The organism is Erwinia sp. 009765445 (assembly GCF_058137865.1).
In genome coordinates this window covers 72,564-98,011 of record NZ_JBYUWC010000018.1, presented here as the reverse complement: position 1 = coordinate 98,011, position 25,448 = coordinate 72,564, and the positions used below count along the sequence as shown (strand labels likewise).

Here is a 25,448-nt window from a genome sequence, read left to right as displayed (position 1 = left end):
GTTAAGGAGCGAAAATAGTTCAGGCACCGCGCCTCACCGGCAAACAGCCGCGCCCACGCGGATTTTGCCGGCCGGGGGGAGCCGAATAAATTTCGCCGCCCCAGCGAGCGAAAAGCTGTCGCCCACGACAGCGGTTTATTTGGGGGGCATCGCCCCGCACACCGTCGCGGCTGAGTCTCCGGCCAAAAGCCGGTAGCGTGGCGCGACCACCCTCTTTAAAGGTCAGCTTCCCTTTTATTCCCGCTGCGAGGCACGAGCAAAGGGAAGAAAAAGGCGAAAGCGACCGTCTTAAAGGGGGTGGTCGCGCGTAGCATGCGACGGTGTGCCGCCGTTGACCCTGGGGGTTTTGACGCGGCGTCCAGCCGCGACATTACCCCCATGCACCGGGCAATAAGGGAGTCCAGCCCGCATGTACCGGCGCACGCCGTCTCGTGCAGGGAAGCATGCTTTCCTGCATATGGCCGCACAGCGGCCACCTTCTTTGCCCCATACGCTCGCCCCGTCTTTTCGCCCGACACCGTGGGGCGAAAAGACGGGGCGATGTCATGGGGCGAATAGCTGACGAAGGAGGCACGATGATTTCAAATAAGCTTGCCGCTTCACTGTCACCGATAGTGAACGGAATGCTGGCGCTGCTCGCTTTTGTGCAACAGCAACAACTGATGCTGGCGTTATTAGCGGGGCTGACGATGCCGTTTTTTGCGTCGATGAAAAGCGATGAACGGCAGAAAGCCCCGTTATGGAAAAGGTTGATTATTGCTTTTTCCCTGCTGTGTTTTATATCCGGCACACTGGCCCCGATAGTTATCGGATCCTTTCAGTGGCTGTATAAAATCAGACTCACCAGTGATAATACGCTACTGGCCTGGTCAGTACGGATTGCTTTTACTGTAACCGGGATTATTTTTCATATTATGCTTCGCCGGGTATTCACGCCGGAACTGGACAGGATAAAGAAACGCCTTGTTAAAAAGACCGCCCTTGAACGGGAATTGCGCACTGATGTCCGCACCGTAAAATCCCTGCTGCCGGAAACACTGCATTATAACCCGCTGGATTATATCGACCTCAATAAAGGCATTTTTACAGGCATGGGCAGGGAAAATGAACCGATGTATCTCCCGTTAAAAGACTGGCAGAAACAACACGCGGATATTATCGGCACCACCGGAGCCGGTAAAGGGGTTGCCGCTGGCATTTTGCTTTATCAAAGCATTCTGGCCGGTGAAGGTGTCTTTGTTATGGACCCCAAGGATGATGAATGGGCACCGCATCTTTACCGCAAAGCCTGCGAGGATGCAGGCAAGCCTTTTGCCTTAATTGACCTGCGAAAACAGCAATACCAGCTAAACCTGATTGAAGATATTACGCCCGATGAACTGGAAGAACTGTTTGTTGCAGGGTTCAGCCTGGCGGAAAAAGGACAGGAGTCGGACTTCTATCGTATTGATGACCGAAAAGCCGCACGTATGGCCGCGCAATTTGTCAATTATAACCCATTGGCAACTCTCCGTGATGTTTATAACGGTGACTACGTTCAGAGCATTGCCGAAAAAATCAAAGCGTTTTTCGGTAAGATTGAAGAGCTGGCATTATTAAATGCCATTAATTCACCGGAAGGCTTTTCACTTAAAAAAATGTTTGATGAAGGCGGCTGTTGTTATGTTATCGGCTCCATGCGAAACAGCAAAATTATTACAGCCCAGCGCATGTTACTGGTTCGCCTGTACCAGTTAGCAGAAAGGCGCGACCGTGTAACAGACGTACCGCGCCCCATCGCTATTTATCTTTCGGAACTGAAATACCATTTATCCAGGCCAGCGCTGGAAGGTTTAGGCGCGGCGCGGGATAAAGGCGTACATATTATTATGGATCACCAGTCCATTGCCGATTTAAAAGACTGCCCGGCAGATTTGAAAGGCGATGCCGTTGTCGGTGCGGTCGTTGAAAACGCCAAATTCAAGCTGGTTTACCGTGTGATGGATCCGGATACGGCGGAATGGGTGGCAAGAATGTCTGGCACTATTCTGGTGGATGATGAACTCCGCAAGGCTAAAACGGATAATATGCTGACGGAAACCATCGACAGTGAGCGTACCATTCGCCAGGCCGAGCGTTTTTTTATTGACAGTAATATGATCCTGAACCTGCCCGATTTTGTCAGCTTTATCTTTACGACAAAAACGCTACCTTCTGCCTCACTGATTTCACCGATAAAGATCAGAAAGCGTCAGCTAAAAATCTTCTCGGTTTCCCCTGATATTGCCGCATCGGCGGCACCGGTGAAAATCGCACTGGATTTTGACGAGGATGATAAACCATCCATACAGGATGTAATGACAACGCACCCGGATCTTTTCTTCAACGAAAGCGAAGTCAAACCGGCAGAGCCCCAACCTGATGAAGGAGAACACCTGTCCCCGCTGGATTTTTAAGGAGCGGTTATGCTGATTTCGTCATATCACGAGCGCCAGACACGCAACAGAGAAAAAATAAAACAACTGCTGAACTTCCTGAAAGAAGAAACCTACAGCGATTTCAAAACGCTGATGCAGTTATTTGGTTTCCGGGACCACAAATCGCTTTATTCGCTGCTGGCAAAAGCGGAGCAAATGGGGTTAATCCAGAAGCATGTGCTTGAATCACGGACAATGAAGATTTCATTATGGGGGATCACCAGCGACGGGCTGTCGGTGGTGTTAACCCCGGATGATAAAATCTTTCCCGCGAGGTTTGAACCATCAAAAATCACCGGCTGGACGCTGGAGCACCATCTTGATAATCAGGCCGCCAGACTTATTCTGGAGAAAAAAGGCGCTTCGCGATGGATTAACGGCGACCGGGCCACCTTTATCAGCCAGTATCAGGTGAAACATCGCCCGGATGGGTTACTGACCCTGCCTGACGGTAACGTTATTGCCATTGAAACCGAACGCCGTCTGAAAACCCGAGCCCGCTACCAGTCGATCATGGCAAACCACCTGCTGGCCCGTACCCACAAGCAGTGGATTTACGTTTTTTATGTTGTGCCCGATCCACAGAAAAAGCGTGCGCTTGAACTGCTGTTTGACAGCATCAGGCATGTCATCATCAACCATCAGCACGTCCCGCTGGAAGAACGCCACCGGCGGGTGTTTCGCATTTATACCTTTGATGAACTGAAATACCTGTCATTAGGCAGCTATACATAAGCTTTCACTCAGGCCATCGTGATGGCCTCACCGGCCTGGCGGCGATACCTCCAGGCCGGAATTATTTTATTCCACTGCGAGGCGCAGACTGTTCGGTACTCGCTGTGCTGCGTTCCGCCTCAGTCTGCGCCTTGCAGCGTTGCCGGTTAAATACCATGTAACCGCATTCCCTTGCGGTTGTCCGGCTCCGGCCTCAGAGTTTATCCATCAGATAACGATGCGCTTTAGAGGCGGCGCTAGCGGCTTTGAAAATATAGCGTTTATCGTTTTTCAGCGCTTCCAGCCAGGAAGCAATGTAGCTTTCATGTTGTACCTCTCCATCAATCCCCAAATCTGCCATCAGAAAGGCACTTCCCAGCTCCGCCACTAATTCCTCCTCCGCATAATCCGCACTGCCAAATTTCCCTTTCATTTCACGGTTCAGACGTTTTTTGCCACCACTCCAGTGAACCAGCTCATGCAGACCTGTAGCGTAGAAATTAGCCGCATCTGAAAACAGATGGCGCTCCGGTAACCAGACTTCATCCGTTGAAGGGCTGAAAAAGGCATTTTGTCCTTTCTCGATAATGTTTGCGCCGCTCTTCCTGAACAGGTTTTCAGCCTGCGGCAACGGGTCAAAGGTTGCTTCCGGGCTGACCGTTTCCGTTGTCAGGGGCAAACCGTCGATTTGCTGAACGTTAAACACGGTGAAGGTTTTCAGCATCGGGATTTGTTCAACTTCTCCTGCGTCGTTTTCCTTCTCCAGCGTGGTGTAGAAAATAGCTGTTGTGCCATGCTCACCCTTGCGAACCTGTCCACCTGCTGCCTGTGCCTGTTTATAAGTCATCTAGCGGGAATCGCTGAAACCTTGTTTAGATGCGCTGCACCATAACAGCATGATATTCATACCGCTATAGACTGCTCCGGTTGCGTAATTAAATGGCAATCCAGACATGCCAGATACACGCTGCCACGGGCAGGACCAGGGTTTAACACCGGCTTCCAGCGCTGCAATGATGTTGTCGGTGACGGTCTGATAAATGTCCTTTCTGGTTTTAGACAATTTCGTTTTTGAGGAGCCTGACGGGTCCAGCGGGGATACGCTGGTCGCCGCTGCGGTGTTAGGGGCGCTTGTCCGGGTGGTATGCAGGGAAATCGTCATTGTTTTTTCTCCGTCAGTGTGTGATTTTCGTCTTCGTATCGCCTGACGGTTCGCTTTCCCGGCATCGTTCTGTCCTGCAAGGGCGTAGCATGCGTGCCATTTACCCTTGCAGGACGGGTTGTGTTGGGAAACGATTAACCGGAAGCAGATATGGAGAACGGAAAGCACACGGGAGGAAAAACTGCCCCTGCATAGCCGGGCATAGCGCCCCTTACTCCGCAGTGGTGAAAAGCAGACTGGTGGTGTTGAGTCGGAGACTGGCACTGACAGGAACTTCATGTAGGTGTTAGCATGTTTTCCTGCCGGACGAGACGATCCTGCTAACCTGGGGTGGTTTGTACTTAAATTGTCTCGTTCCGGCATCAATCACTACCGGGTTCGGGCTGTCTCCTTATTGAACGCCGCGTACAGCTTATCCACCACCACCCGGATCCGGGGTGAGAGATTTCTTGACACAGGCCACAGCGCCGTAACCGGGGCCTCATTCTCGGGAGTCTTAACAGGTATAATCCTCAGTTGCCCTTTAGCGATTTCGTCTCCGGCCAGCCATGTTGACAGGAAGGCAATCCCCATCCCTCCGACAGCCGCGTCCCGCAAAGCTTCCCCGTGGCTGACAATGTGACGGACAGTGGGTTCAAGCAGGACCATGCGGCCATTTTCATCCAGCACTTTCCAGGGTAAGACTCTGCCATCCCTTGAAAAGCCCAGGCAGACATGTGAAAGCAGTTCTTCTGCACTGCCAGGCAGGCCGTGACGATGAACGTATGCAGGAGAAGCGCATATGGCCGAACACTGAGTGGCGATTTTTCGCCCGGCAAGACTGGCTGAGTTTCCTGTGTCACCAAGTCGCACAGCAAGATCGATATTTTCCTCAATAAGGTCCACCCGGCGATCGGTGAACGTGATATCCAGTTTAAGTTCCGGGTATTCAGAACACAGCGTAGCAAGGACAGGCATGACACAAATCCGGCCATATGAGACGGGAAGACTGATGCGCAGCGTACCTGACACCAACTTTTTGCGGGACGCCAGAAGAGATTCTGTTTCATCAAGCTCATCCATAACCCTGAGGCAGCTCCGGTAATACAGATCGCCCTCTTCGGTCAGGCTGATACTGCGGGTGGTTCGGTTCAGAAGTTTAACACCGAGCCGTTGTTCAAGGCGGGCGACATGTTTACCGGTCGCCGATTTTGATACGCCCATCCGGACAGCGGCAGCGGTGAAACTGCCAGTCTCCACCGTATGCACAAAAGCGGCCATGCTGAGTAACTGAGAATGCAGGATGAATGTCATCACATTGTCTCCATATGGGAGGAAATATTACCCCTTTATATCGCGATACACGCCGTATTGTTGCCAATAAGATGATTTTTCCAACTTACAGGAGAAATCACTATGGCTCACATGATGAAACGCTGGCAGTTGTCGTCCTTCGGCATCGAAAACCTCCACCTGGCAGATGTGCCTTTGCCGGAGCCAGGACATAACGAGTTGCTGGTTAAAGTCTCTGCGGTCTCCCTTAACTACCGGGATAAACTGGTGCTGGAGGGAAAACTGTTGCCTGACCTGCCGGAAATGCCTTTCACGCCCGTTTCAGATATGGCGGGGGTTGTTGTTGCAGCAGGACCCGGCGTGGCCCGTTTCCGTACAGGAGACCGTGTCACAGGAAATTTCTGGACGCAGTGGCTGGATGGCGATGCGCCAGAAGACATGGTCCATCACGGCCGCTCACTGGGCGGTCCGCTACCCGGAATGCTGGCTGAATATGTCATACTCCACGAAGATGTGGCTGTCGCCTCTCCTGACTCACTGAGTGACGAGGAGGTATCCACTCTGCCGGTTGCGGCCCTGACGGCCTGGTTCGCGCTGGTGGAAACAGGAAATCTCAGAAAGGGACAGCGGGTGCTGGTCCAGGGAACCGGCGGCGTAGCGCTGGCAGGGCTCCAGCTGGCGCGGGCTCTGGGCGCGGAAGTGACCGTTCTCTCCCGGAGTGAAGAAAAGCTACAGCGTGCAAAGGCGCTTGGGGCATCAGGTTTAATCAACACCAGTCTGACACCGGAATGGTCATTGCGGGCTGCTGAACTAACCGGGGGACGTGGATTTGACCATATTCTGGAGCTTATCGGCGGGGATAATTTGCGCCAGTCTGCGGATGCCCTTGCGCCGGGAGGCAGGATTGATCAGATTGGTTTCCTTAAAGGCAGTGATATGGTTGTTCCTGCCGTCCCCCTGATGCTGAAAAGAGCGGTTATTCAGGGGATTACCGTGGGTCACCGACGGGCTCTTGAGGATTTATGTCTGGCTGTTGACCGTTATCAGATAAAACCGGTGATTGATAAAATATACGATTTCTCTGACGCGCAGGCAGCCTTCACACATCTGGATAGAGGACCATTCGGGAAAATCGCCATTCGAATCGGTTAAGCATTTGGGGCGTAAATAGAAAAGTTTTACTATCTCGTATGACATGCAGGGGACATTGTCCCCCTCATTTTCTTATGCTCTTTTTACCCGTTCGCTTTCAAGGAGAGACATACTGATGACCCCTTACATTACTCTGTCTTCAATTATCGCCGCTGCCGAAAGGATAAAAAAATCGGTCATTCGGACCCCCACGGTCTTGTCTCCAGGATTGTCGGATATGCTGGGAAGGAAGGTGTTTCTCAAACTGGAGAATTTGCAGACTGGCGGCTCTTTTAAAGCCAGGGGCGTGCTGAACCTGCTTTCCTCTTTTTCCGGTAATCTGAAAGATTACCGTTTCGCTGCCGTCAGTGGCGGTAACTTTGGTATCGCAATGGCAGAAGCCGCCAAAGCGCTGGAAATAAACGTGACCGTGATTATGCCAAAAAACGCCCCGGCCTCATCCATTGAAAAGATACGCAACTCCGGTGGTAATCCCCCCGAAAAACCGGTGTGTTTATAAGTAGAATTTTCTCGTAATCTGAACCGGGGAGATTTCTATGAAAAAATCACGTTTTACCGCCAGTCAAATCATGGCCATCCTGAAGCAAGCCGAGGCCGGAACGCCGGTGGCTGAATTGTGCCGCGAGCATGGCATGAGCAATGCCAGTTTCTACAAGTGGCGCTCCCGCTTTGGCGGGATGGATGCCTCCATGATGGCTCGTCTGAAAGAGCTGGAAGACGAAAACCGCCGCCTGAAAAAGATGTATGCCGAAGAACGGCTCAAAGCCGAAATTATTCAGGAGGCCATGGCAAAAAAGTGGTGAAGCCATCGCACCGAAAGCAGATGGCACAGGATGCGGTCAGAAACCGAAGCGTCAGCATACGTTTTGCCTGCCAGTTGTTTGCAGTCAGCGAAAGTTGCTATCGTTATCAGCCTCAACTGAATGAAGAAAACACTGTTATTGCTGACTGGCTGCTTCGCATCACCGACAGTCAGCGTAACTGGGGATTTGGCCTGTGTTATTTATACCTGCGCAACGTAAAAGGCTTCCGGTTCAATCATAAGAGGGTGTACCGAATTTACTGCGAGTTGTCGCTGAACATGCGAATCAAGCCGAAAAAACGACTGAAAAGGGATAAACCCGAACCTCTGGCGGTGCCTGAAAGCTGCAATGAATGCTGGTCGATGGACTTCATGCACGATCAGCTGTCGGATGGTCGTTCCGTTCGTCTGCTGAATGTCATTGATGACTTCAATCGTGAAGCACTGGCTATTGAGGTGGATTTTTCTCTGCCCGCAAACCGGGTGGTGAGGACTCTCGACCAACTGGTTGAATGTAAAGGTAAACCATCAGCAATACGCTGCGATAACGGGCCAGAATATACCGGCAAGATACTGATGTTGTGGGCAGCTCAGCAAAATATAACGCTGCGTTTTATTCAGCCGGGTAAACCTCAGCAGAACGCTTATATTGAGCGATATAACCGGACAGTGCGTTATGGCTGGGGCGGCACCTGTTTTCCTCGCTGGAGGAATTGCAGGAGTATGCCACGCGGTGGCAATGGTTTTATAATCACGAACGTCCGAATATGGCACTGAATGGCTTCACGCCGATGCAACATATTCAGCGAATGTCCTGATTCTACTTATCACCTCCGTTAAAAATGGGGGATTACCGCTTACAGCAATGTTGTAGTGGGTATCACAAAATATTCCCAGGAACCGCCTGGCTCCCGGGCAGCAAAATTACAGCGCCACACGCATCACATCATCCGGTGCGGTGGCTTCCTGCTTGCGGGTCGAGGCCTGCTTCACGCTGATATACAACGTCTGACCGTCTGGCGACAGCGCCAGGCTGTTAGGATGGGTGGGAGCCTTAATGGTTCTCAGCACCTTGTAGGTTTTGGCATCGATAACGCTGACTTCGCCCGCATCACGGTGAGTTACGTAGACTTCATCACGCTGCGCATTGAACAGCACGGCCAGCGATTCCGGCACGTCGATCTTCTGCACCACCGATCCTTTTTGGGTATCCACCACCAGCAACTGTGCTTTTTTCGAATCAGTGATAAAGGCACGATGGGTGGCCGGATCCAGCGCGATATTCAGGAAGAAATGCTGCTGATCTTCAGCCAGTTTGATCCGCGAAAGCACCTTGTTGCTGCTGGTATCAATGGTAATAAATTCATTGTCGCCATTGGTGATATACAGGCGTTTTGCCGCCGCATCCAGCGCCAGACCGGTCGTGTATTTCCCCATGCCGTCAAAAGTGTGGCGCAGCGTCAGGTTTGCCCCATCCACCGCCCAGACCTTGCTCTCTTTGCCCACTCCGGCAACGTACAGCGTGTCGGTGCCTTCATCCATCACCAGCTCGCGCGGAGCCAGCGGACGGGAGTCTTCGGTACGTGGGCTGTTGTCCAGAATCAGGCTGCCCTTCACGTCGCCTGTTTTAACATCAATTGCGGTCACTGCCGCATTCAGCGTGTTACCAACGTAAAGCACGTTAGTTTTATTGTTGATGGCGGTGCCAAACGGCTTGTACTGGTTATGGATGGCCTGTGTCACTGCCAGCGTTTGCGGATCAAGGCGATAAACAACGCCGCCTTTATCCAGCTTGCGGCTCTGCGATGTGGCCAGATACAGCGCATTTTCCGCCGGGCTGTAAGCCATCTCGTAAGCGCCCTTTGCCACGGGCTGACGCAGCGGTGCCGTTGAAGTTTCACTGTGTGCCGGCAGTACGCTGGCTAACAATGCCAGAGCCAGCAGTGAAACACGCCCTTTATGGCAGCTGAAATTCCTGGTCAAATTCATATTCTCTCCATGTAGCACTATTGTGGTGATGGCCCCCTGCCCATGGCAGACTGCCTGAACCTGTTGTTGATTTATCCCAGCAAAGCCGTACTCAGCCGGGCGGTGCAGCATCGTTTGTCGCGCCCGTCAAAGATGGCGATTTCCCAGACCTGCTGATTCCTGGCCAGGTGCAGCGGACGGCAGACACCTCTCACCGGGCCGCTGGTCACGGCTCGGTGGTGACTGGCGCTGATCTCCGTCCCGACCACGCACTGCCCTTCCGTGCTGGCGAGATAACCCGCCATCGACCCCAGCGTTTCAGCCAGCGCCGCCGAAGCCCCACCGTGCAGTAAACCAAAGGGCTGGCGGGTACGTTCATCCACCGGCATGGTTGCTTCCAGCTGATCCGGTCCCAGCTGAGTGAAGGTAATTCCCAGTTGGTCGATCATCGAACCCTCCGCCATACGGTTCAGCTCTTGCAGGGTTAACTGCCGTTTCCAGATCATGCTCATTCTCCGCTAAGCGCCCAGCGTCGAGCCGCCATCAATCACAATGTCCTGCAGGGTGATATGGCTGGCATGAGCGGAAGCGAGGAACAGTATGGTGTCGGAAATTTCCTGTGGGCGGGCGATTTTTCCCAGCGGAATGCCCAGCTTGTACTGCTCCGCAAAACCCCGGATACGCAGCTGTTCAGCATCGGGATGAGTCCAAAGACTGCGCTGCATATCCGTGTCGGTGGAACCAGGAGAAACCAGATTACAGCGCACGCCATATGGTGCCATTTCAAGACCGACAGTCAGGCTCAGGCTGCGTAGCGCAGCTTTTGAAGCGCCATATGCTGACATCCCCAGCCGCGGGCTGTGCGCAGCATCGGAGGCGACAGTCACAATCGCCCCCCTGCGTTGCTGGCGAAAGACCGGCATGGTTTGCTGGAACATATTGAATGCGCCGCCCGCGTTGATGTTGATCACCGCCTGCCAGTCAGCAACCTCCAGCTCGTCGGTGGCACCCATGCGCAGGATCCCGGCGCTGTTGATCAGAATATCCAGACGCGGGGTCTCTTTCAGCAACTGCTGGCAGACGGCTTTCACCTGCGCCGCATCTGCGATATCCAGCTCCTGAATGCGGAACGGGTAGTCAGACGAACCAAAGGTCAAATCCAGACCGATAACCTTCGCCCCGGCCTGATGGAAGGCCATCGCCGTGGTATAGCCAATGCCTTTTCCAGCCCCCGTGACCCAGACAACATTGCCCCCGAAGTCATGTTGTAGACTCATACCCTGCCCTCCCGGGAAAGCAGAGCCCACCACGCTGCCAGTGTCGGATCCTTCGCCAGCATTACAAAATCGATATCGCTGTACACTTTGCGCCAGCGAGCCGCCAGCGCCATCATCCGCACCGAGTCCAGCCCGTAGTCAATCAGGTTCTCGTCGTCTTCAGGCGTTTCATCCTCGTCCAGCAGTGGCTGAATTAATGTCCTCAGCTGCGCTTTGCTCAGCGGCACCGGGATTAGCTCTTCGGTGGTCACCACTTTCCCGGCACGACCGGCGGTATATTTCAGCGCCATCAGATGCTCTTCACGGCTGAAATCTGCCAGGCCATCCGCCACCATAAAGGGCTGGATATCGCGCATAAAGGCATCGATGGCGGTGGTCAGACAGCCGATATGGGCATAGACACCGCAAATAATCAGCTGGTCGCGACCGGTCTCTTTCAGATGCTGCTCCAGCGGCGAACGGTGGAAGGCGCTGTAACGCCATTTCACCAGCACTTCATCCTGCGGCTGCGGTGCCAGCCCGTCGACAATCTTCTGCTGCTCCGGATGTTTGTTCAGGCCCGGCCCCCACATGTCATTCAGCAGCGCACGGTCTTCATCACTCTGCTGGTTCGGCTGGGCGGTGTAATAAACAGGGATCCCGTTGTGGTGGCAATAGTCACGCAGCGCAGCGATATTGCGGATCACCTGTGCGATCATCGGGCAGTTCTCACCCCAAAAATTGATAAAGTAGTTCTGCATATCGTGGATCAGCAGCGCGCCACGCGCAGGCTCAAACGTCCAGCTGACTTTGTTTTCCGGCAGCTCGCTGCCCGCTGGCAGGGCATAACCTTTCAGGGAGGGGATAGACATACTTTCTCCAATAATCAATTTGTTAACTGGCGTGCTGCAAGCCGTTCGCGCAGCTGTTTTTTATCCACTTTGCCGACCGGAGTCAGCGGCAGGCTGTCGACAGTTTCAATGCGATCCGGCAGTTTGAACTCCGCCACGCCCAACTCCCGCAGATAACGGCGGATTTCCACCGCACGAACCGGGCGAAGGCCAACGATAAAGGCGCAGCTTTTTTCGCCGAGAAGACTGTCGTCCATTGAAACCAGCGCCACGTGCAGCACCGCTTCGTGGCGCAGCAGCAGGTTTTCAATCTCTTCCGCCGCAATCTTCTCGCCCCCACGGTTAATCTGATCTTTCTCCCTGCCCTGCACGCAGATATAGCCCTCTTCGGTCATGGAAATCAGATCGCCCGAACAGTAGAAGCCATTGGCATCAAAGGATTTTGCGTTGTGCTCCGGGCTGCGGTAATAGCCACGGAAGGTATAAGGGCCGCGGGTCATCAACCGTCCCGTTTCCCCGGCAGGCAGAGGATTACCGTGTTCGTCAGCCACCCACACTTCATCGTCCGGGCTCATCGGTTTCCCCTGGGTGTTGAAGATATGCCAGTCGTCATCGTCCGGCAGGGTGTAATTGACCAGCCCTTCCGCCATGCCGAAGACCTGCTGCAGCTGGCAACCAATCTCCGCCGGAATGCGTGCGGCCAGCGCTTCACTCAGCCGTGCGCCGCCGACCTGCAGCAGCCGCAACGAGGCCAGTGCGGCATTACCGCCCCACTCCTGCACGGCCTGCAGCCATAAACTGACCGCAGGAGGAACCAGTGCGGTCACCGTGATTTGATGTTTTTTAATCAGTGGGAAACAGCTGCTGGCACTGGGGTCGCCAGCCAGTACCACACAGCCACCACCGTAAAAAGCACCGAAAGAACCCGGCGAACTGAGCGGATAGTTATGCGCAGCAGGCAGTGCACAGAGGAAGCGGGTCCGTTCGTCAAAACCACACACTTCAACACTGCGACGGATGCTGTAGTAATAATCATTGTGGGTCCGGGGGATCAGCTTCGGCGTGCCGGTGCTGCCGCCCGAAAGCTGGAAGAAGGCCACCTCATCTGCCGCTGAAGGGGCAGCCACAAAGCCTTCGGCGTCGCAGGCAATCAGCGCAGCCAGTGATTCATCGTCTTCACGGGCGTTATGCAGGATCACCTCACGCAGCGAAGGATAACGCTGGCGCAGCTGTTGCAGATAGTCATCGCTGGCAAAAAGCCCATGCTCCCGGTCTGCAATCAGCAGCACTGGTTCGATCTGGCTGGCATAAGCATCCAGCTCCTGGCGCTGATGACTGAACAATGCATTGACCGGTGCGACGCCGATTTTCAGCAGCGCAAACAGCACGGTATAGAATTCTGCCACGTTGCCCAGCTGCACCAACGCGGTATCGCCACAGCGCAGACCGCGACGCTGTAAAGCGGCGGCCAGCTGACAGGCTGATGTCTCAAGCTGCTGATAACTGAACTGACGGTCGCCATCGATCAGCGCAATCTGCTGGCTTGAGGCATGACGGCTGAGGATGTCCGTGAGCGGAAGGTCCAGCCAGTAACCCTTTTCGCGATAGCGGGCGGCCAGATCGTCCGGCCAGCGGGAGTAAGAAATTGTCATCGGTGATCGCCTTATTGCAGACCTAAAACGTTCAGCATGGTGCTGAGCTTGACGCCGGTTTCATGCCATTCCGCTTCAGGTAACGAAGCCGGAACGATCCCCGCACCGGCAAACAGCCTGATACGGTTACCGGCCAGTGTGCCGCAGCGGATGGTCACCACCCACTCGCCGTTCCCCTGGTCATCGCACCAGCCGACGATGCCGCCAAACATCTCCCGGTCAAACGGCTCCAGCTTTTCAATCCACTGCTGCGCCAGTTCGTGCGGGTAACCACTCAGCGCAGGCGTGGGGTGCAGCAGGCAGGCCAGCGACAGGGCATTTTCCGTCGGGCAACTGACTTCACCTTCAATGGGGCTCGCCAGATGCCAGAGTGTCGAAGTGGTGATTAACTCCGGTTTTTCCGGCACGACAAGGTAAGAGCTGCGCGCCTGCAGCACTTCCTGCATCGCCTGTGTGACCAGCCGATGTTCGTAGCGATCTTTCTGTGAATACATCAATCGTTCACCGATGGCCTGGTCGGCTTGATCACTGCTGCGGTCACGCCGTGCCGAACCCGCCAGCGGCAGAGAAGAGAAGCGGCTGCCGGTCTTGCGCAGCAGCAGTTCCGGGCTGGCTCCCAGCAGCGAGCTGCCATCAGGCAGAGGCACATGAAAGTGATAGCTGGTCGGATTAAGGGCAATCAGCCTGTCCATCACGGCGTCCGGCGTCACGGGTTCAGCCGTGGTGATATCAATCAGCCGGGAGAGCACCACTTTGTCCAGTTCAGGCTGCGAAGTAGCTTCAGCCGCCCGGGCAACCATCTCCATAAATACATTTTTACCGGGGATCGCATGGCGGCTGGTGATCGCTGGCATCGCTACATCGGTAGCCTGTTCCGCCAGCGGCTGGCGCGAGAAGTAGTCACAGCGCTGAGGAATAAACAAGGCTGAAGGCTGACGCGAGTCGAACGGAACAGCCCCGACCAGTACCGGCTTGTCGATGCCGCTTTCTCTGGCCGCGCTGAAAGCGCTGCGAACTTTCTGCTGAAAGTCCCCCTCCAGGTCATCGCCCTGCCAGGCCGGTGCATCCAACGAAGCAAAGCGCCCCTGAGTGACCAGGCTTTTCCACGGCGAGGCAAAGTAAAAGTTGTCGCCGGAGAGAGAAATCGATGAACGTATTGCTTCATCCGTGCAGAGTGTTTCCATAATGGCCTCCCGCCATAAAGGTAAAGAGTTTAATAATGATAATCATTTGCATTATCACCACTAACTTCAGCGAAAAGCAACATGATGTTTATTTTCCGGGAATAACTTCCGTCACTGCATCAGGTGACGGCTGGCGGTAACGCCGAACGGAACCCAGCAGAGCCAGCAGAGCAAGGCCGATCGCGGCCAGCCCCGCACCACCAAAGCTGGCAGCCGCCACCGGAGTCATCACTGCGGTCATCGCGCCCAGCAGCAGCGCGCCCAGAGAATCTCCCATCACGTTCTGAGCTGTCCACAGACCGTTAACCCGGCCCAGCATCGCGTCCGGTGTCTGGCTCTGGATTAGGGTGTATTGCAGCAAAGCACTCAGGGCGCTGAGGTAGCCAAACAGCACCAGGCAGGCGGCACCGGGCAGCCAGGAGGGCATCAGGCTGAACACACCGAGCGCCACCAGTGAAGCAATCGCCGTTAACAGCAGCACCATGCCGGGCCGGGGATGCTGTGCGAGGTTGCCACTGGTCAGCGCGCCTGCAGCGGCCCCCAACGGCACGGCGGCATACAGCAAACCGATTTGTCCGGCACTCATTTCCCAGCGGATCGCCAGTGCCGGGTACAGCACGCGAACCGCCGAAGCCATGGTGAGAAGTGCACCAGTCAGCGCAATGCCACCCAGCAGCGGATGGCTGACCAGATAACGCAGCCCCCCAACCAGCGCCGCCAGTGGCCGCGCATGGTGGTCAGGTGGCGCTGCCAGCCGGGGCAAACGGAGCAGCGGTAATAAGGTGATGAATGTCCCGATTGCGGCCAGACTGTAGTTCCAGAACACGCCGCCGGAAGCCAGCAGCAGCCCGCCCAGCATCGGCGAGATCACCGATCCCAACCGGACCGTCAGCATGGTGATCGCTCCCGCCTGCATCAGATTATCTCTACCCACCAGCGCCGGTGTGGCTGCCAGCAGTGCCGTCACCCCTATCGCCCCGAAGAAGCCGTCCCACAGCCCGAGAAGGTAAATTGCCACCAGAGAGGGAGAAGGCAACGAAGCATTGATGCACAATCCGATAAAACCCAGCCCGCAAGTGGCACGGGCAAACAGGATCAGCCTGCGGCGCTCATAGCGGTCAGCCAGTACGCCCCCCATCATCAGGCCGCTGAACATCGCCAGCCCTGTCAGGGTCACGCCCAGACTGACCTGCAGGGAGGAACCGGTCAGCTGCTGAATCTGTACCGGGATGGCCACAGCCAGCAGGCCAAGCGCCAGAATAGAGATAAAACGGGCGATAAATACCGCCCGGAATGCCGGGTGCGTCTTCAGCAAACTGAGACTGAGAAAGAAGGATTGTTTTTTCATTTTCCAGCCTGATTAAGCAGAGTGTTAAGACGTGGTCCGATAAGTTCAAAAGCCTCTGCAGAGATGATATCCACATGCGCGCAGTCCACCGGCAGCGTATTCAGTCGCCCGATCCACTCCGCCCAGGCAAGATGGGCATCCTGCTCCGGCTTCAGCGTACGTTCTGCCACAAACAGCGTTGCCTCACCGTTAAAACGACGGCTTTTAGCCGTTGCCAGCAGCCTGACGGCATCGGCATAGTTACCTTCTATTGCCGTGAACAGTTCGCCACTGCGATCCGCTTCCAGCGACTGACGCAGCTCCTGCTGTGCGACAATAAAGGCTTCCCGTTCGCGGTTGATCTCCTGCAGCACTTCTTCGTCCAGCGCCTGCACACCCTGCTGCGACCAGTTTTGCGTTTCCGGCGGCCACGTATCCAGCAGGCCGAGGAAAGCCACCTCTTCTCCGGCTGCCTCCAGCCGGGCCGCAATAGCATGGGCCAGCGTGCCACCAAGCGAGTAGCCCAACAGGAAGTAAGGTCCGTCAGGTTGCTGCTGCCGCAGGGTTAGCAGATGGCGATCGCACATCTCATCCAGGCTGGCGGCCTGCTGCATCGGTCCCGACGGACGTGGCGACTGAATGCCGATCAGCGACCAGCACGCATCGAGATAACGCTGCAGGATGCTGAACTGCCAGGCAAAGCCCGAGGCAGGATGAAAACAAAACAGCGTTGGCCCGCTGCTGCGACGAAGTGGTAAAACGGTGTCCATCCCGGCGCGAGCAGCTTCATCTTCACTTTGTCCCTGCGATAGCTGTTCCGCGAGGGCGAGCACGGTGGACGCTACCATCACCTGACCGACGCTGACCGGCCGGTTCAGACGATGTCGCAAATCTACCGCCAGGCGCATCGCCAGCAGCGAATGTCCGCCAAGGGCGAAGAAATCATCGTTGACCGAGTTGATTTCACAGCCCAGCAAGCGGGCGAAGGCGTCGGCAATGATCGCTTCCAGCCCAGGCTGAGGTTGCCGTCCTGCCTTGCCGGAAGCCAGCTCTGGCAGCGGCAATGCTTTGCGATCCAGCTTGCCGTTGGCGCTCAGAGGGAACGCAGCAATCTGCATCAGCGTAACCGGGACCATATGTGCGGGCAGTTTCTCGCTTAACTCATTGCGCAGGCGAAGCGTATCCAGTGGCTGACCGGAAGCGGAAACAACGTAACTGACCAATTGGCGCTGATCCCCTCCCCCGGAACTTTTTTTGCCCAGCACGCATGCCGTGGTCACCGCCTGCGCCACGCCTTCCAGCGTCAGTAGTGCCTGATCGATTTCGCCCAGTTCAATACGCTGGCCACGGATCTTCAGTTGATCGTCGCTGCGCCCTAAATATTCCACTGCACCCTCTTCGAGCCAGCGGGCCACGTCACCGGTGCGGTACATGCGCTCACCGGAATTCTGGGGGTCGGCAATAAAACGGCTGGCGGTGAGATCGGCACGTGCCAGATAGCCCTGAGCCAGCTGGATGCCGCTCAGATAGAGGTCACCCGCAATGCCCGGCGGGACCGGCTGCATATTGCCATCCAGAATGCGCAGGCAGGTGTTCCAGACCGGCCAGCCAATCGGCACGCTGGTCCCGGTGACTTTTTGCAGGGATTCGCCATAAGCCGGATACCAGCTGACATCCACAGCCGCTTCTGTCGGACCGTATAAATTGTGCAGCGGCACGGCGGTTTTGTTCTGCCACACATGACAAAGATCGGTCGGCAGAGCCTCACCGCTGCAGTACACGCGCTTCAGCGAAGCACAGTGTGCAATCGCCTGCTCATCATTCAGCGCGGCGACAAAAGCGGCCAACATCGATGGAACGAAGTGGGTAGTGGTTACCCCATAGCGGCTGAATAACAGTTGCAGAGCCTGCGGATCGCGATGCGCCTCTGGCGGAGCCATCACCAGCTGCGCACCAACGATCAGCGGCCAGAAAAATTCCCAGACCGACACGTCAAAACTGCACGGTGTTTTTTGCAGTACCACGTCATCCGCTGTCAGCTGATAGTGTTCCTGCATCCACATCAGCCGGTTCACGATAGCCCGCTGCCCGACCATCACGCCTTTCGGCCTGCCGGTTGAGCCGGAGGTATAGATTACATAAGCAGTGTGATCGGCACTTCCGGCAGTTGGAGAGACATCTGCATCGCTGATCATTGCCCCAGCGGAAGGGATATTCGTTCCGTCAGGCACCGGCGCATCATAGCAGAAGCTTTTCAGACCTTTGACCTTCGCGAAACGACTTAGCTGCGGTTCGCTGGTCATCAGCAGCCGGGGACGGGCATCCTCGAGCATCATGGTCAGCCGTTCGTCGGGATAGCCTGTATCCAACGGCAGCCAGGCAGCCCCCAGTTCGACAATCGCCTGCAGTGACAGCGACAGGAAAACCGATCGTGGCAACGCCACCGCCACCACATCGCCAGCTTTTACGCCCTGCGCGGCCAGCACTGCCGCCAGCGCCAGAACCTGCTGTCGCATTTGCCGGTAGCTGAGCTGGTAATGCTCATCGGCCAGAGCGGCTGCTTCAGGTGTTTTCTCTGCCTGACAGGCAATCAGGCTGCTGAGCGTGGCTTCCGGCAACGCAATCGCCGTATCGTTAACCCTCTGCAGCAATTGCGTTTCATGAGGATGCAGCAATTGTGCCTGCGCGCAGCTCAGAGCGGGCTGCGCCGCAAACTGGCTCAGCAGCAGAGGCAAGCGGTCAAGGTGCTCCCTCAGCACTTCTGGCTGGTAGCGGCTGGCGTTGGCAAGGATCTCCAGCGAAGCATTGCTCTGCTCATCAATGTAAAGCGCGATTTCCAGATCCCGCACCGGGCCGGAAGCCAGCTGATGGGTGATCCCTTCAATACCGTCAAAATCCAGCCGGTAGTCAAACATCTTCAGGTTGATCACCGGACCAGACAGCGGCTCGCTGAGCTGCCCGATGTCACGCTGGATTTGTTCCGCATCGTAACGCTGATGACGGCGAACTTTTTTCAACCGCTGCGCCAGTTCTGCAGCGAGCTGCGGCAGCGTGGCTTGCGGAGCAATCTTCACGCCAACCGGCAGCACGTTCAGTACCGGTCCGGTAGCGCTTATTGCGGCCGATCCCAGGCGACGCATAAAGATAAATCCGGCGCTGTACTCATCACGCCCATACAGCCGCCCCAGCCACAGCGCAACCAGCGCCAGCGCCATATCGGCGGGGGTCAGATTATTATCAGCCACGCTGTCACTCAGCAATTGTCGAAAAGCCTGACGATCAAAACTCAGCGTCTGACGAATCAGCTGCGTGCTTGCGTCCTGCCTGCTAAGTGGCAGCGGTGACAGGCTGGCAGGCATCGGTAACTGGCGGGCTTTCTCCAGCCAGAAAGCAGCATCCCGCTGCCGGGTGGATGAGGAGTGATAGCGCTGATACTCTTCCACCACCTCGCTGAACGGGGTGAAAGGAGTCGGGCCGATCGGCTGCTGGCGGCACAGCGCGGTGTAGATTTCCGCAATGCGTCTTGTGATAGCAGTGAAACTGAAGCCATCCACCACCAGATGATGAAAACGCTGATACCAGAACCAGCGGGTATCAGACAGGCGAAAAACGCTGTGGTGATAGACCGGGTTGCCGCCGGAGATGCGTAGATCCTGTTCGAGATCCTGCTGCATCAGCGCCAGGGCCGACTGCTGGGGTTCCTGGTACTGTCGCAAATCCACAAATCGCGGCGGCGTGAAGCTGGCGGAGGTATCGATCCACTGAACCGGTACGCCCTCTTCTTCAGCAAAGCGCATGCGCAGCGTATCTGCCTCTTCCATTCCGGCCACCACGGCCTGGCTGAAGTGCGCTTCATCCAGCTTGCCGTTCAGCTCTACATAGTGAGCTACGCTCCATGCATTCATCACCGGCGAAAGCTGTTCCGCCATCCAGATCCCCGGCTGAGCCGCCACCAGCGGCATCACGTTCTCTGGCTTCAGCGACGCGCTCATGGCTGTCTCTCCGGGCAGGAAGCGGCAAATGAAGCCGGCACCAGCTGCAGCCAGTTGTTATCCAGCCAGGCATAACACTGCTGCTGATTTTGCGGACCAGAAATGATTTGCCATCCTGCAGGCAGCGCGCAATGTTCCGGCCACAGGCTGTATTGCTGCTGCGGATTTCGCAGGATCAGGAACAGCCCCTGAGGGCGATCGAAAGGATTACTGTAGTCCATGCCAGGCTCCATTTATGGCCGAACGGTCTGCCACAGCGCGGCCAGCCCGTCAGTCAGGCCGCCACGCCAGCAAAGCGCATCATGTCCGCCTTCAAACTGGCGGTAGATAAGAGAAGGATGTGATTTTTGCAGCAGGGGAAGCAGCCGCTGGTTAGCCTGCAGGATCAGCGGTTCCCTGACGCCTGCCTCCATAAAAATACGTAATTCGCTGCCCTCTCCCACCCCCTGGCTGACCTGCTCAGCCAGCAGGCCGGACTGTTCCTGCCCCTGGCGATGGGGCCACCAGAAGGAGCCTGACTGGCTGAGCACGCAGCCAAAACGCTGCGGCCAGTGCAGGGCGGCATACAGCGCGGAAAGCCCTCCGAAACTTTGTCCCGCAACCACCGTAGTGGCGGGATCGTCACGCCAAACGTTATCGCGGCTCAACAGCGGCAAAAGCTCATCCTGCACCGCCATCCAGAAATCCGGGTTGCAGGTCAGTTCACGGCTGCGGCTATCGGTATTGATGGCATCAATGAGCAGGTAAACAGCCGGTGGCAGATGGCCGTTATCCGTTTCCGTCTGCAAGGCGGACCATACTGGCTGCTGCTCTGCCCAGAAGCGTCCGTCCAGCAGGATCGCCAGTGGCCGTTTTTCTGGCTGTTCCTCACCGGTAGTGAAGACCCAGACCTGCCGCTGATTGCCGAGACGCTGACTCCGCCATTGCAGGCTTGTCGCTGGAGTAAAGCTGGCCGCCGCTCCCGGTTGCCAGCCTGGCTGTAAAGGGGCATCCGGCAGATGCAGAGCGGAAACAGGATGTCCCCGACCTCCCTGCCAGCGGCCGTCTTTATTCAGAGGATCGGCAATGGCCTGACCAAGAAGTTTGCGCCAGCCTTCACGTAAAGCCTGACGGTCCGGCGGAGTTTGCAACGCAGCAGCGGAGAAATCATCTTCACGGCAGGAAGGAATAAAACAATAACTGCCCCGCCAGCTGGCACTGAGCTGCACCTGCCATCGCCAGATATCGCCGCCATCGAGTCTTTGCAGGCTTTGCGGCATCATTTGCTGATGGTGATCGGTCACGCCGGTGATGTAGATCCACACGCGGCGGACCGGAGAAGTCTGTGCTGTACCGGCGGGATCCTGCCAGTAGAACGTCACGGTGCAGGTATCCCCATCCCGGTGAATTTCAGGCAGCCCGCCTGAAGCCTTCTGCTGCCACTCCCCGAGTGTGATGCGATCGCCGCCGCCAGTCATACCATTAACCTTATGTTCTTTATGATGAAACATCCCATGTGACAACATGATAATAGTATTGATAATAATTTGCATTTGCAACACTGAGCAGCATATTTGCCAGGAAACAGGAGCGGTGAAGCAGGAAACAGAGAGCGGTGACATTTGTCGCTGTGAGCGAAACCAGCGCGGAAAAATTTGTTACGGGAATAAGATTAAGCGTGATGGATACCGGGTCAGACTTGTAGCCTGCCCGGTCTGGTCTGCGGTTTATGCTTTGCTGGTGTTGATTTCTTCGATCTCAGGTTCGTTATGCAGGCGCTGGCGACGACGCAGTCCGGGGAAGAGTTTCATCCACAGCGCGACCACGATTAGTGTACCAATCCCACCGACTGCGGCAGCCGGAACGGCCCCCAACCACGCGGCCAGCATGCCCGATTCAAACTCACCGAGCTGGTTTGAGGTGTTAATGAAGATTGAGTTTACCGCGCTGACGCGCCCGCGCATTTCATCCGGCGTATCCAGTTGCACCAGCGAACCACGGATCACCATGCTGATCATATCGCAGCCTTCCAGTGCGAACAGTGCCAGCATTGACAACCATAACTCTTTTGAAAACGCAAAAACCAGCGTGGCCACACCAAAACCCGCCACGGCGGCAAACATTGTCATCCCGACGTGACGCTCGAGCGTGCGGCGGCTGAGCCAGAAGCCCACCAGCAACCCACCAACAGCCGGTGCGCCGCGCAATAAGCCCAGCCCCCAGGGACCGGTATGCAGTACATCTTTGGCGAAGATTGGCAGCAGCGCGGTGGCTCCCCCCAGCAGTACGGCAAAGAGATCCAGCGAAATTACCCCGAGGACATCTGGCCGGTTACGGATGAACTTAACGCCGGCAAACACACTGGCAAAAGTAGCGGGTACTCGTGGAGGCGGCGCATGATCATAGCGCAGAAGGCTGACCATGGTAATGGAGACCAGATAGAGAATACCGGTGGTGGCGTACACTACCCCCGGACCGGCAACATATAAAAAGCCGCCCAGTGCCGGACCCACTATTGCTGCGGTCTGCATCGCAGTGGTACTGGCTGCAGTGGCGCGAGCCAGCATCGCCGGAGGCACCAGCGCAGGCAGCATCGATTGTAGCGAGGGCGCTTCCAGCGTACGGGCAACAGAGATAATAAAAATCAGGCTGAGGATAATCAGCTCGTCGGTTCGCTGCATTAAGGTTAGCGCGGCCAGCACGACGATGGCCAGCCACTCCGTGATTTGTCCCCACAGCACCACCCGCCGACGGTCAAACTGGTCGGCAACGTGTCCGGCAGGGAGCGCCAGCAGCACGGCGGGTAAGAACTGGACCAGGCCAATCAGGCCCAGATCCAGCGCGCGACCAGTCAGAGAATAGATTTGCCACCCAACCGCGATGGACAACATCTGGAAACCAAAGCTGGAGCTGGTACGCGCCAGCCAGAAAGCCACAAATGAACGATACTGAAACAGCGATCCCGCCCCGGCGGAAGAGGATGAATGCATAGCAATTCCTGAGTAAGAGTTATTTTTATCGTTATCCGGCCTGAGAGGTAACCTTCAGGGCGATGCGGCCGGTTTAGTATATTTCCACAGCCAGCGCCCGCTGACCATCCTGCGATAGAAGAAAACGCCACGCACTATCCAGTCAAGGAACATGCCGAGCCAGATCCCCACCACGCCAAAGCCCAGTAGCACACCCAGAGTGTACCCGGCAATGATGCGGCAGCCCCACATACCCAGCAGCGAGATCCACATGGTGAATCTCGCATCCCGTGCTCCTTTAAGTCCTGCGGGTAGCACCCATGAAGCCGCCCAGAACGGCATAAAGGCAGCATTGAGCCATACCAGGATCTTCACAACGTGGATCACATCATCTTCGCTGGTGTAAAACGCGGCCAGTGGCCCGGCGAAAGGCACCGTCAGCGCGGCCAGGATACACAGGCCAATGGTCGACAACCAGAAAATATGCCGCAGCTGCCGTTCCGGCTGCCTGAGCTGCCCCTTGCCCAGCCGGGTGCCGACGATGATGGTGGAGGCGGAACCCAGCGCGTTGCCAGGCAGGTTAATCATCGAAACAATGGAGAAGGCAATAAAGTTACCGGCAATCACGTCGGTTCCCATTCCGGCAACGAAGATTTGCGTCAGCAATTTACCGCCATTAAACAGCACCGATTCGATACTGGCAGGCACGCCAATCCCCAGCACTTCCATCAGGATGCCTGTGTTCAGGCGGGAAAAGTAGCTGCGCAGGCTGATTTTCAGCTGCGGGTTAAACCCGATCATCAGGACGTAAATGACCGCGACAGCACCAACATATCGGGAAAGGGTCAAACCCAGCCCGGCACCGACAAACCCCATCCCTTTCCAGCCAAAGCAGCCGTAAATCAGCGCGGTACTGAAGACAATGTTGAGGATGTTCATCCCGCCGTTAATCAGCATGGGGATTTTCGTGTTGCCCGCGCCGCGTAATGCACCACAACCAATCAGCGCGATGGCCGCTGCCGGATAGCTCCAGGCGGTGATATTCAGATAGACCAGCGCCAGCTCTTTTACTTTAGGCTCGGCGTTACCGGCGATAACATCAATAATTTGCTGCCCAAAGAATTCGATGCCAATCGCCAGCAGAATAGCGAACAATGTCATCAGCACCAGCGACTGACGGGCAGCGGCCTGAGCCCGTTCGCGGTTCAGCTTACCGAGACTGAAGGCCACCACCACCGTGGTCCCCAAATCGATGGCTGCAAAAAAGGAGATCACCACCATGTTAAAGCTGTCGGCCAGCCCCACGCCCGCCATCGCCTCTTTGCCTAACCAGCTGACCAGAAAGGTGCTGAGCACCCCCATCAGCAGAACGCAGAGATTCTCGAAAAAAATGGGCACCGCCAGCGGAGTGATCTCCCGCCAGAATAAAACCTTGTAGGTACGTCGTTTGGAAGACCACGGTTGTATTGCCTGCTGCAGAGTAACCCTGAAGTTTTGCAAGATTGTTCCAGCCAGAAAGAGGGAGAGTTAAGAAGGCTTAACAGATGATGGTAAAAGGCTGACTAATATGCAAAGTCTTTTTCGGGATTTTCTTGTTACACTGCGCCGGTTACCCGTCAGGAGAAAATAATGAAAGCCCGTTCGGTCACTCTGGAAGACGTTGCCTCCGCCGCTGGCGTTTCGTATCAGACCGTTTCAAGGGTGCTGAACCACCCGGCCAGCGTGGCTGCGCGCACCCGGACAAAAGTCGAAGCGGTAATGGCTGAACTGAACTATGTGCCTAACCGCGTGGCTCAACAGCTGGCGGGCAAACGCTCCCGCACGCTCGGGCTGGCGACCAGCGATCTGGCGTTACTCGCTCCGGCGCAGATCGCCTCAGCCATTCAGCATCAGGCAAGCGTTCGGGATTACCGGCTGGTGATTGCCATGGCCGGGCCTGCCGGGGCGGAAGGTGCAGTGCATGAGTTGATGGCTCAGCGGGTGGATGCGTTGCTGATCAATCTGCCGCTGGACAGTGAGCAGGCGTCGGCGATTGCAGCTCTGGCGGGCAATCTCCCCTGCCTGTTCCTTGATGTGCCTGAGGAAGCGCCTGTCGCCTGCTGCCAGTTCAGCGTGGAAACCGGTGCCCGTCAGGGCGCAGAACATCTGCTGTCACTGGGGCATCGCGACATCGCCCTGCTCAACGGGCCTGCGCATTCAGTGGCGGCCAGAGCCCGCTACCAGGTCTGGCTGAGCGTTTTGCAGGAGCATCAGCTTCAGCCACACAGCGTACTGACCGGAGACTGGAGTGCGCAGTCAGGTTATCAGGCTATTATTTCTCTTGCCGGTCGCCCTCTGCCCGGTGCTTTACTGGTCGCCAACGACCAGATGGCGCTGGGCGCGCTACGGGCCCTGAATCAGGCGGGTCTGCGCATTCCCGGTGATATATCGGTGGTGGGTTATGACGATACGGCCGAAAGCGCCTGGTACCAGCCTCCTCTCACTACCGTCAGGCAGGATATGCAGCAGTTGGGAAAATGCAGCGTCGACTGGCTGGTAAACAGGCTGGAGGGAGAAGCCCCTTCTGAGCCGCTGTCGCCCTTCGCGACCCGGCTGGTGGTACGTGACACAACCGCGCCACCGGACAGCGACCGGGTTGGGATAAAAGACCTTGCCGGAGAGTTGCGACGACTGGCGCACCTGCTGGAAGGACAACAGAAATGACAAAGGGCG

Annotated in this window: 18 protein-coding genes and 2 pseudogenes; 6 read left to right on the top strand and 14 right to left on the bottom strand. The window is 56.1% G+C overall.

Going from position 1 to position 25,448, the window contains the following annotated elements; genetic code table 11:
* Nucleotides 1–575 precede the first annotated feature (575 nt).
* Together AC3Y5R_RS18925 and mobC are read left to right on the top strand one after the other, a co-directional pair.
* On the top strand, nucleotides 576–2,435 hold the full coding sequence (locus AC3Y5R_RS18925; protein WP_489922607.1) for a type IV secretory system conjugative DNA transfer family protein: 1,860 nt from the start codon (nucleotides 576–578) through the stop codon (nucleotides 2,433–2,435).
* 9 nt (nucleotides 2,436–2,444) lie between these two features.
* Complete coding sequence (gene mobC, locus AC3Y5R_RS18920; RefSeq protein ID WP_489922606.1) at nucleotides 2,445–3,191, top strand: MobC family replication-relaxation protein; 747 nt, start codon at nucleotides 2,445–2,447, stop codon at nucleotides 3,189–3,191.
* Between the two features lie 193 nt (nucleotides 3,192–3,384).
* Here mobC and AC3Y5R_RS18915 read toward each other — a convergent pair.
* A pseudogene (locus AC3Y5R_RS18915) lies at nucleotides 3,385–4,332 on the bottom strand (ArdC family protein).
* A 369-nt stretch (nucleotides 4,333–4,701) separates the two neighbouring features.
* Complete coding sequence (locus AC3Y5R_RS18910; RefSeq protein ID WP_489922626.1) at nucleotides 4,702–5,625, bottom strand: LysR family transcriptional regulator; 924 nt, start codon at nucleotides 5,623–5,625, stop codon at nucleotides 4,702–4,704.
* A gap of 102 nt (nucleotides 5,626–5,727) precedes the next feature.
* Here AC3Y5R_RS18910 and AC3Y5R_RS18905 point away from each other — a divergent pair, with 102 nt between their 5' ends.
* The 3 genes and pseudogenes from AC3Y5R_RS18905 (at nucleotide 5,728) to AC3Y5R_RS18895 (ending at nucleotide 8,376) form a co-directional block, all read left to right on the top strand.
* Nucleotides 5,728–6,756, top strand: a complete 1,029-nt coding sequence (locus tag AC3Y5R_RS18905; protein WP_489922605.1) for a zinc-dependent alcohol dehydrogenase family protein — start codon at nucleotides 5,728–5,730, stop codon at nucleotides 6,754–6,756.
* A 55-nt stretch (nucleotides 6,757–6,811) separates the two neighbouring features.
* The gene (locus AC3Y5R_RS18900) at nucleotides 6,812–7,255 is read left to right on the top strand and encodes a pyridoxal-phosphate dependent enzyme (RefSeq protein ID WP_489922604.1); all 444 of its coding nucleotides are present in this window, start codon (nucleotides 6,812–6,814) and stop codon (nucleotides 7,253–7,255) included.
* 37 nt (nucleotides 7,256–7,292) lie between these two features.
* A pseudogene (locus AC3Y5R_RS18895) lies at nucleotides 7,293–8,376 on the top strand (IS3 family transposase).
* A gap of 106 nt (nucleotides 8,377–8,482) precedes the next feature.
* Here AC3Y5R_RS18895 and yncE read toward each other — a convergent pair.
* From yncE to AC3Y5R_RS18835, 12 genes are all read right to left on the bottom strand, one after another.
* Entirely contained in the window at nucleotides 8,483–9,547 is a 1,065-nt protein-coding gene (yncE, locus tag AC3Y5R_RS18890; RefSeq protein WP_489922603.1) for a 7-bladed beta-propeller protein YncE, read from the bottom strand.
* A 71-nt stretch (nucleotides 9,548–9,618) separates the two neighbouring features.
* Nucleotides 9,619–10,032, bottom strand: a complete 414-nt coding sequence (locus AC3Y5R_RS18885; RefSeq protein ID WP_489922602.1) for a hotdog fold thioesterase — start codon at nucleotides 10,030–10,032, stop codon at nucleotides 9,619–9,621.
* Between the two features lie 12 nt (nucleotides 10,033–10,044).
* Nucleotides 10,045–10,803 carry a 2,3-dihydro-2,3-dihydroxybenzoate dehydrogenase gene (dhbA, locus tag AC3Y5R_RS18880; RefSeq protein ID WP_489922601.1) on the bottom strand — a complete coding sequence of 253 codons (759 nt, stop codon included), beginning with the start codon at nucleotides 10,801–10,803 and terminating at the stop codon, nucleotides 10,045–10,047.
* Nucleotides 10,800–11,654: an isochorismatase family protein gene (locus AC3Y5R_RS18875; protein WP_489922600.1), complete on the bottom strand. Its 855-nt coding sequence runs from the start codon at nucleotides 11,652–11,654 to the stop codon at nucleotides 10,800–10,802. The genes dhbA and AC3Y5R_RS18875 overlap by 4 nt, the downstream gene beginning before the upstream one ends.
* Nucleotides 11,655–11,668: 14 nt before the next feature.
* Complete coding sequence (locus AC3Y5R_RS18870; RefSeq protein ID WP_489922599.1) at nucleotides 11,669–13,285, bottom strand: (2,3-dihydroxybenzoyl)adenylate synthase; 1,617 nt, start codon at nucleotides 13,283–13,285, stop codon at nucleotides 11,669–11,671.
* An 11-nt stretch (nucleotides 13,286–13,296) separates the two neighbouring features.
* Nucleotides 13,297–14,469: an isochorismate synthase gene (locus AC3Y5R_RS18865; protein ID WP_489922598.1), complete on the bottom strand. Its 1,173-nt coding sequence runs from the start codon at nucleotides 14,467–14,469 to the stop codon at nucleotides 13,297–13,299.
* A gap of 88 nt (nucleotides 14,470–14,557) precedes the next feature.
* Nucleotides 14,558–15,817, bottom strand: coding sequence for an enterobactin transporter EntS (gene entS / locus AC3Y5R_RS18860; RefSeq protein WP_489922597.1), 1,260 nt, complete (start codon nucleotides 15,815–15,817; stop codon nucleotides 14,558–14,560).
* Nucleotides 15,814–19,788 carry an enterobactin synthase subunit F gene (locus AC3Y5R_RS18855; RefSeq protein ID WP_489922596.1) on the bottom strand — a complete coding sequence of 1,325 codons (3,975 nt, stop codon included), beginning with the start codon at nucleotides 19,786–19,788 and terminating at the stop codon, nucleotides 15,814–15,816. The genes entS and AC3Y5R_RS18855 overlap by 4 nt, the downstream gene beginning before the upstream one ends.
* Nucleotides 19,785–20,009 (bottom strand): MbtH family protein, encoded by a 225-nt coding sequence (locus AC3Y5R_RS18850; protein ID WP_489922595.1) that lies wholly within the window; start codon nucleotides 20,007–20,009, stop codon nucleotides 19,785–19,787. The genes AC3Y5R_RS18855 and AC3Y5R_RS18850 overlap by 4 nt, the downstream gene beginning before the upstream one ends.
* Nucleotides 20,010–20,021: 12 nt before the next feature.
* Nucleotides 20,022–21,245 carry an enterochelin esterase gene (fes, locus tag AC3Y5R_RS18845; protein ID WP_489922594.1) on the bottom strand — a complete coding sequence of 408 codons (1,224 nt, stop codon included), beginning with the start codon at nucleotides 21,243–21,245 and terminating at the stop codon, nucleotides 20,022–20,024.
* A 249-nt stretch (nucleotides 21,246–21,494) separates the two neighbouring features.
* Nucleotides 21,495–22,757: an MFS transporter gene (locus tag AC3Y5R_RS18840; RefSeq protein WP_489922593.1), complete on the bottom strand. Its 1,263-nt coding sequence runs from the start codon at nucleotides 22,755–22,757 to the stop codon at nucleotides 21,495–21,497.
* 54 nt (nucleotides 22,758–22,811) lie between these two features.
* Complete coding sequence (locus AC3Y5R_RS18835; protein WP_489922592.1) at nucleotides 22,812–24,236, bottom strand: EmmdR/YeeO family multidrug/toxin efflux MATE transporter; 1,425 nt, start codon at nucleotides 24,234–24,236, stop codon at nucleotides 22,812–22,814.
* Nucleotides 24,237–24,365: 129 nt separating this feature from the next.
* On the opposite strand from AC3Y5R_RS18835, the gene AC3Y5R_RS18830 reads away from it, so the two are divergent.
* Nucleotides 24,366–25,439, top strand: coding sequence for a LacI family DNA-binding transcriptional regulator (locus tag AC3Y5R_RS18830; protein WP_489922591.1), 1,074 nt, complete (start codon nucleotides 24,366–24,368; stop codon nucleotides 25,437–25,439).
* Nucleotides 25,440–25,448 lie beyond the last annotated feature (9 nt).

Excerpts from the sequence above, each read along its gene's own strand:
- AC3Y5R_RS18925 (WP_489922607.1), top strand. The coding sequence starts at position 576 with ATGATTTCAAATAAGCTTGCCGCTTCACTGTCACCGATAGTGAACGGA.
- mobC (WP_489922606.1), top strand. The coding sequence starts at position 2,445 with ATGCTGATTTCGTCATATCACGAGCGCCAGACACGCAACAGAGAAAAA.
- AC3Y5R_RS18910 (WP_489922626.1), bottom strand. The coding sequence starts at position 5,625 with ATGACATTCATCCTGCATTCTCAGTTACTCAGCATGGCCGCTTTTGTG.
- AC3Y5R_RS18905 (WP_489922605.1), top strand. The coding sequence starts at position 5,728 with ATGGCTCACATGATGAAACGCTGGCAGTTGTCGTCCTTCGGCATCGAA.
- yncE (WP_489922603.1), bottom strand. The coding sequence starts at position 9,547 with ATGAATTTGACCAGGAATTTCAGCTGCCATAAAGGGCGTGTTTCACTG.
- AC3Y5R_RS18885 (WP_489922602.1), bottom strand. The coding sequence starts at position 10,032 with ATGATCTGGAAACGGCAGTTAACCCTGCAAGAGCTGAACCGTATGGCG.
- dhbA (WP_489922601.1), bottom strand. The coding sequence starts at position 10,803 with ATGAGTCTACAACATGACTTCGGGGGCAATGTTGTCTGGGTCACGGGG.
- AC3Y5R_RS18875 (WP_489922600.1), bottom strand. The coding sequence starts at position 11,654 with ATGTCTATCCCCTCCCTGAAAGGTTATGCCCTGCCAGCGGGCAGCGAG.
- AC3Y5R_RS18870 (WP_489922599.1), bottom strand. The coding sequence starts at position 13,285 with ATGACAATTTCTTACTCCCGCTGGCCGGACGATCTGGCCGCCCGCTAT.
- AC3Y5R_RS18865 (WP_489922598.1), bottom strand. The coding sequence starts at position 14,469 with ATGGAAACACTCTGCACGGATGAAGCAATACGTTCATCGATTTCTCTC.
- entS (WP_489922597.1), bottom strand. The coding sequence starts at position 15,817 with ATGAAAAAACAATCCTTCTTTCTCAGTCTCAGTTTGCTGAAGACGCAC.
- AC3Y5R_RS18855 (WP_489922596.1), bottom strand. The coding sequence starts at position 19,788 with ATGAGCGCGTCGCTGAAGCCAGAGAACGTGATGCCGCTGGTGGCGGCT.
- AC3Y5R_RS18850 (WP_489922595.1), bottom strand. The coding sequence starts at position 20,009 with ATGGACTACAGTAATCCTTTCGATCGCCCTCAGGGGCTGTTCCTGATC.
- fes (WP_489922594.1), bottom strand. The coding sequence starts at position 21,245 with ATGACTGGCGGCGGCGATCGCATCACACTCGGGGAGTGGCAGCAGAAG.
- AC3Y5R_RS18840 (WP_489922593.1), bottom strand. The coding sequence starts at position 22,757 with ATGCATTCATCCTCTTCCGCCGGGGCGGGATCGCTGTTTCAGTATCGT.
- AC3Y5R_RS18830 (WP_489922591.1), top strand. The coding sequence starts at position 24,366 with ATGAAAGCCCGTTCGGTCACTCTGGAAGACGTTGCCTCCGCCGCTGGC.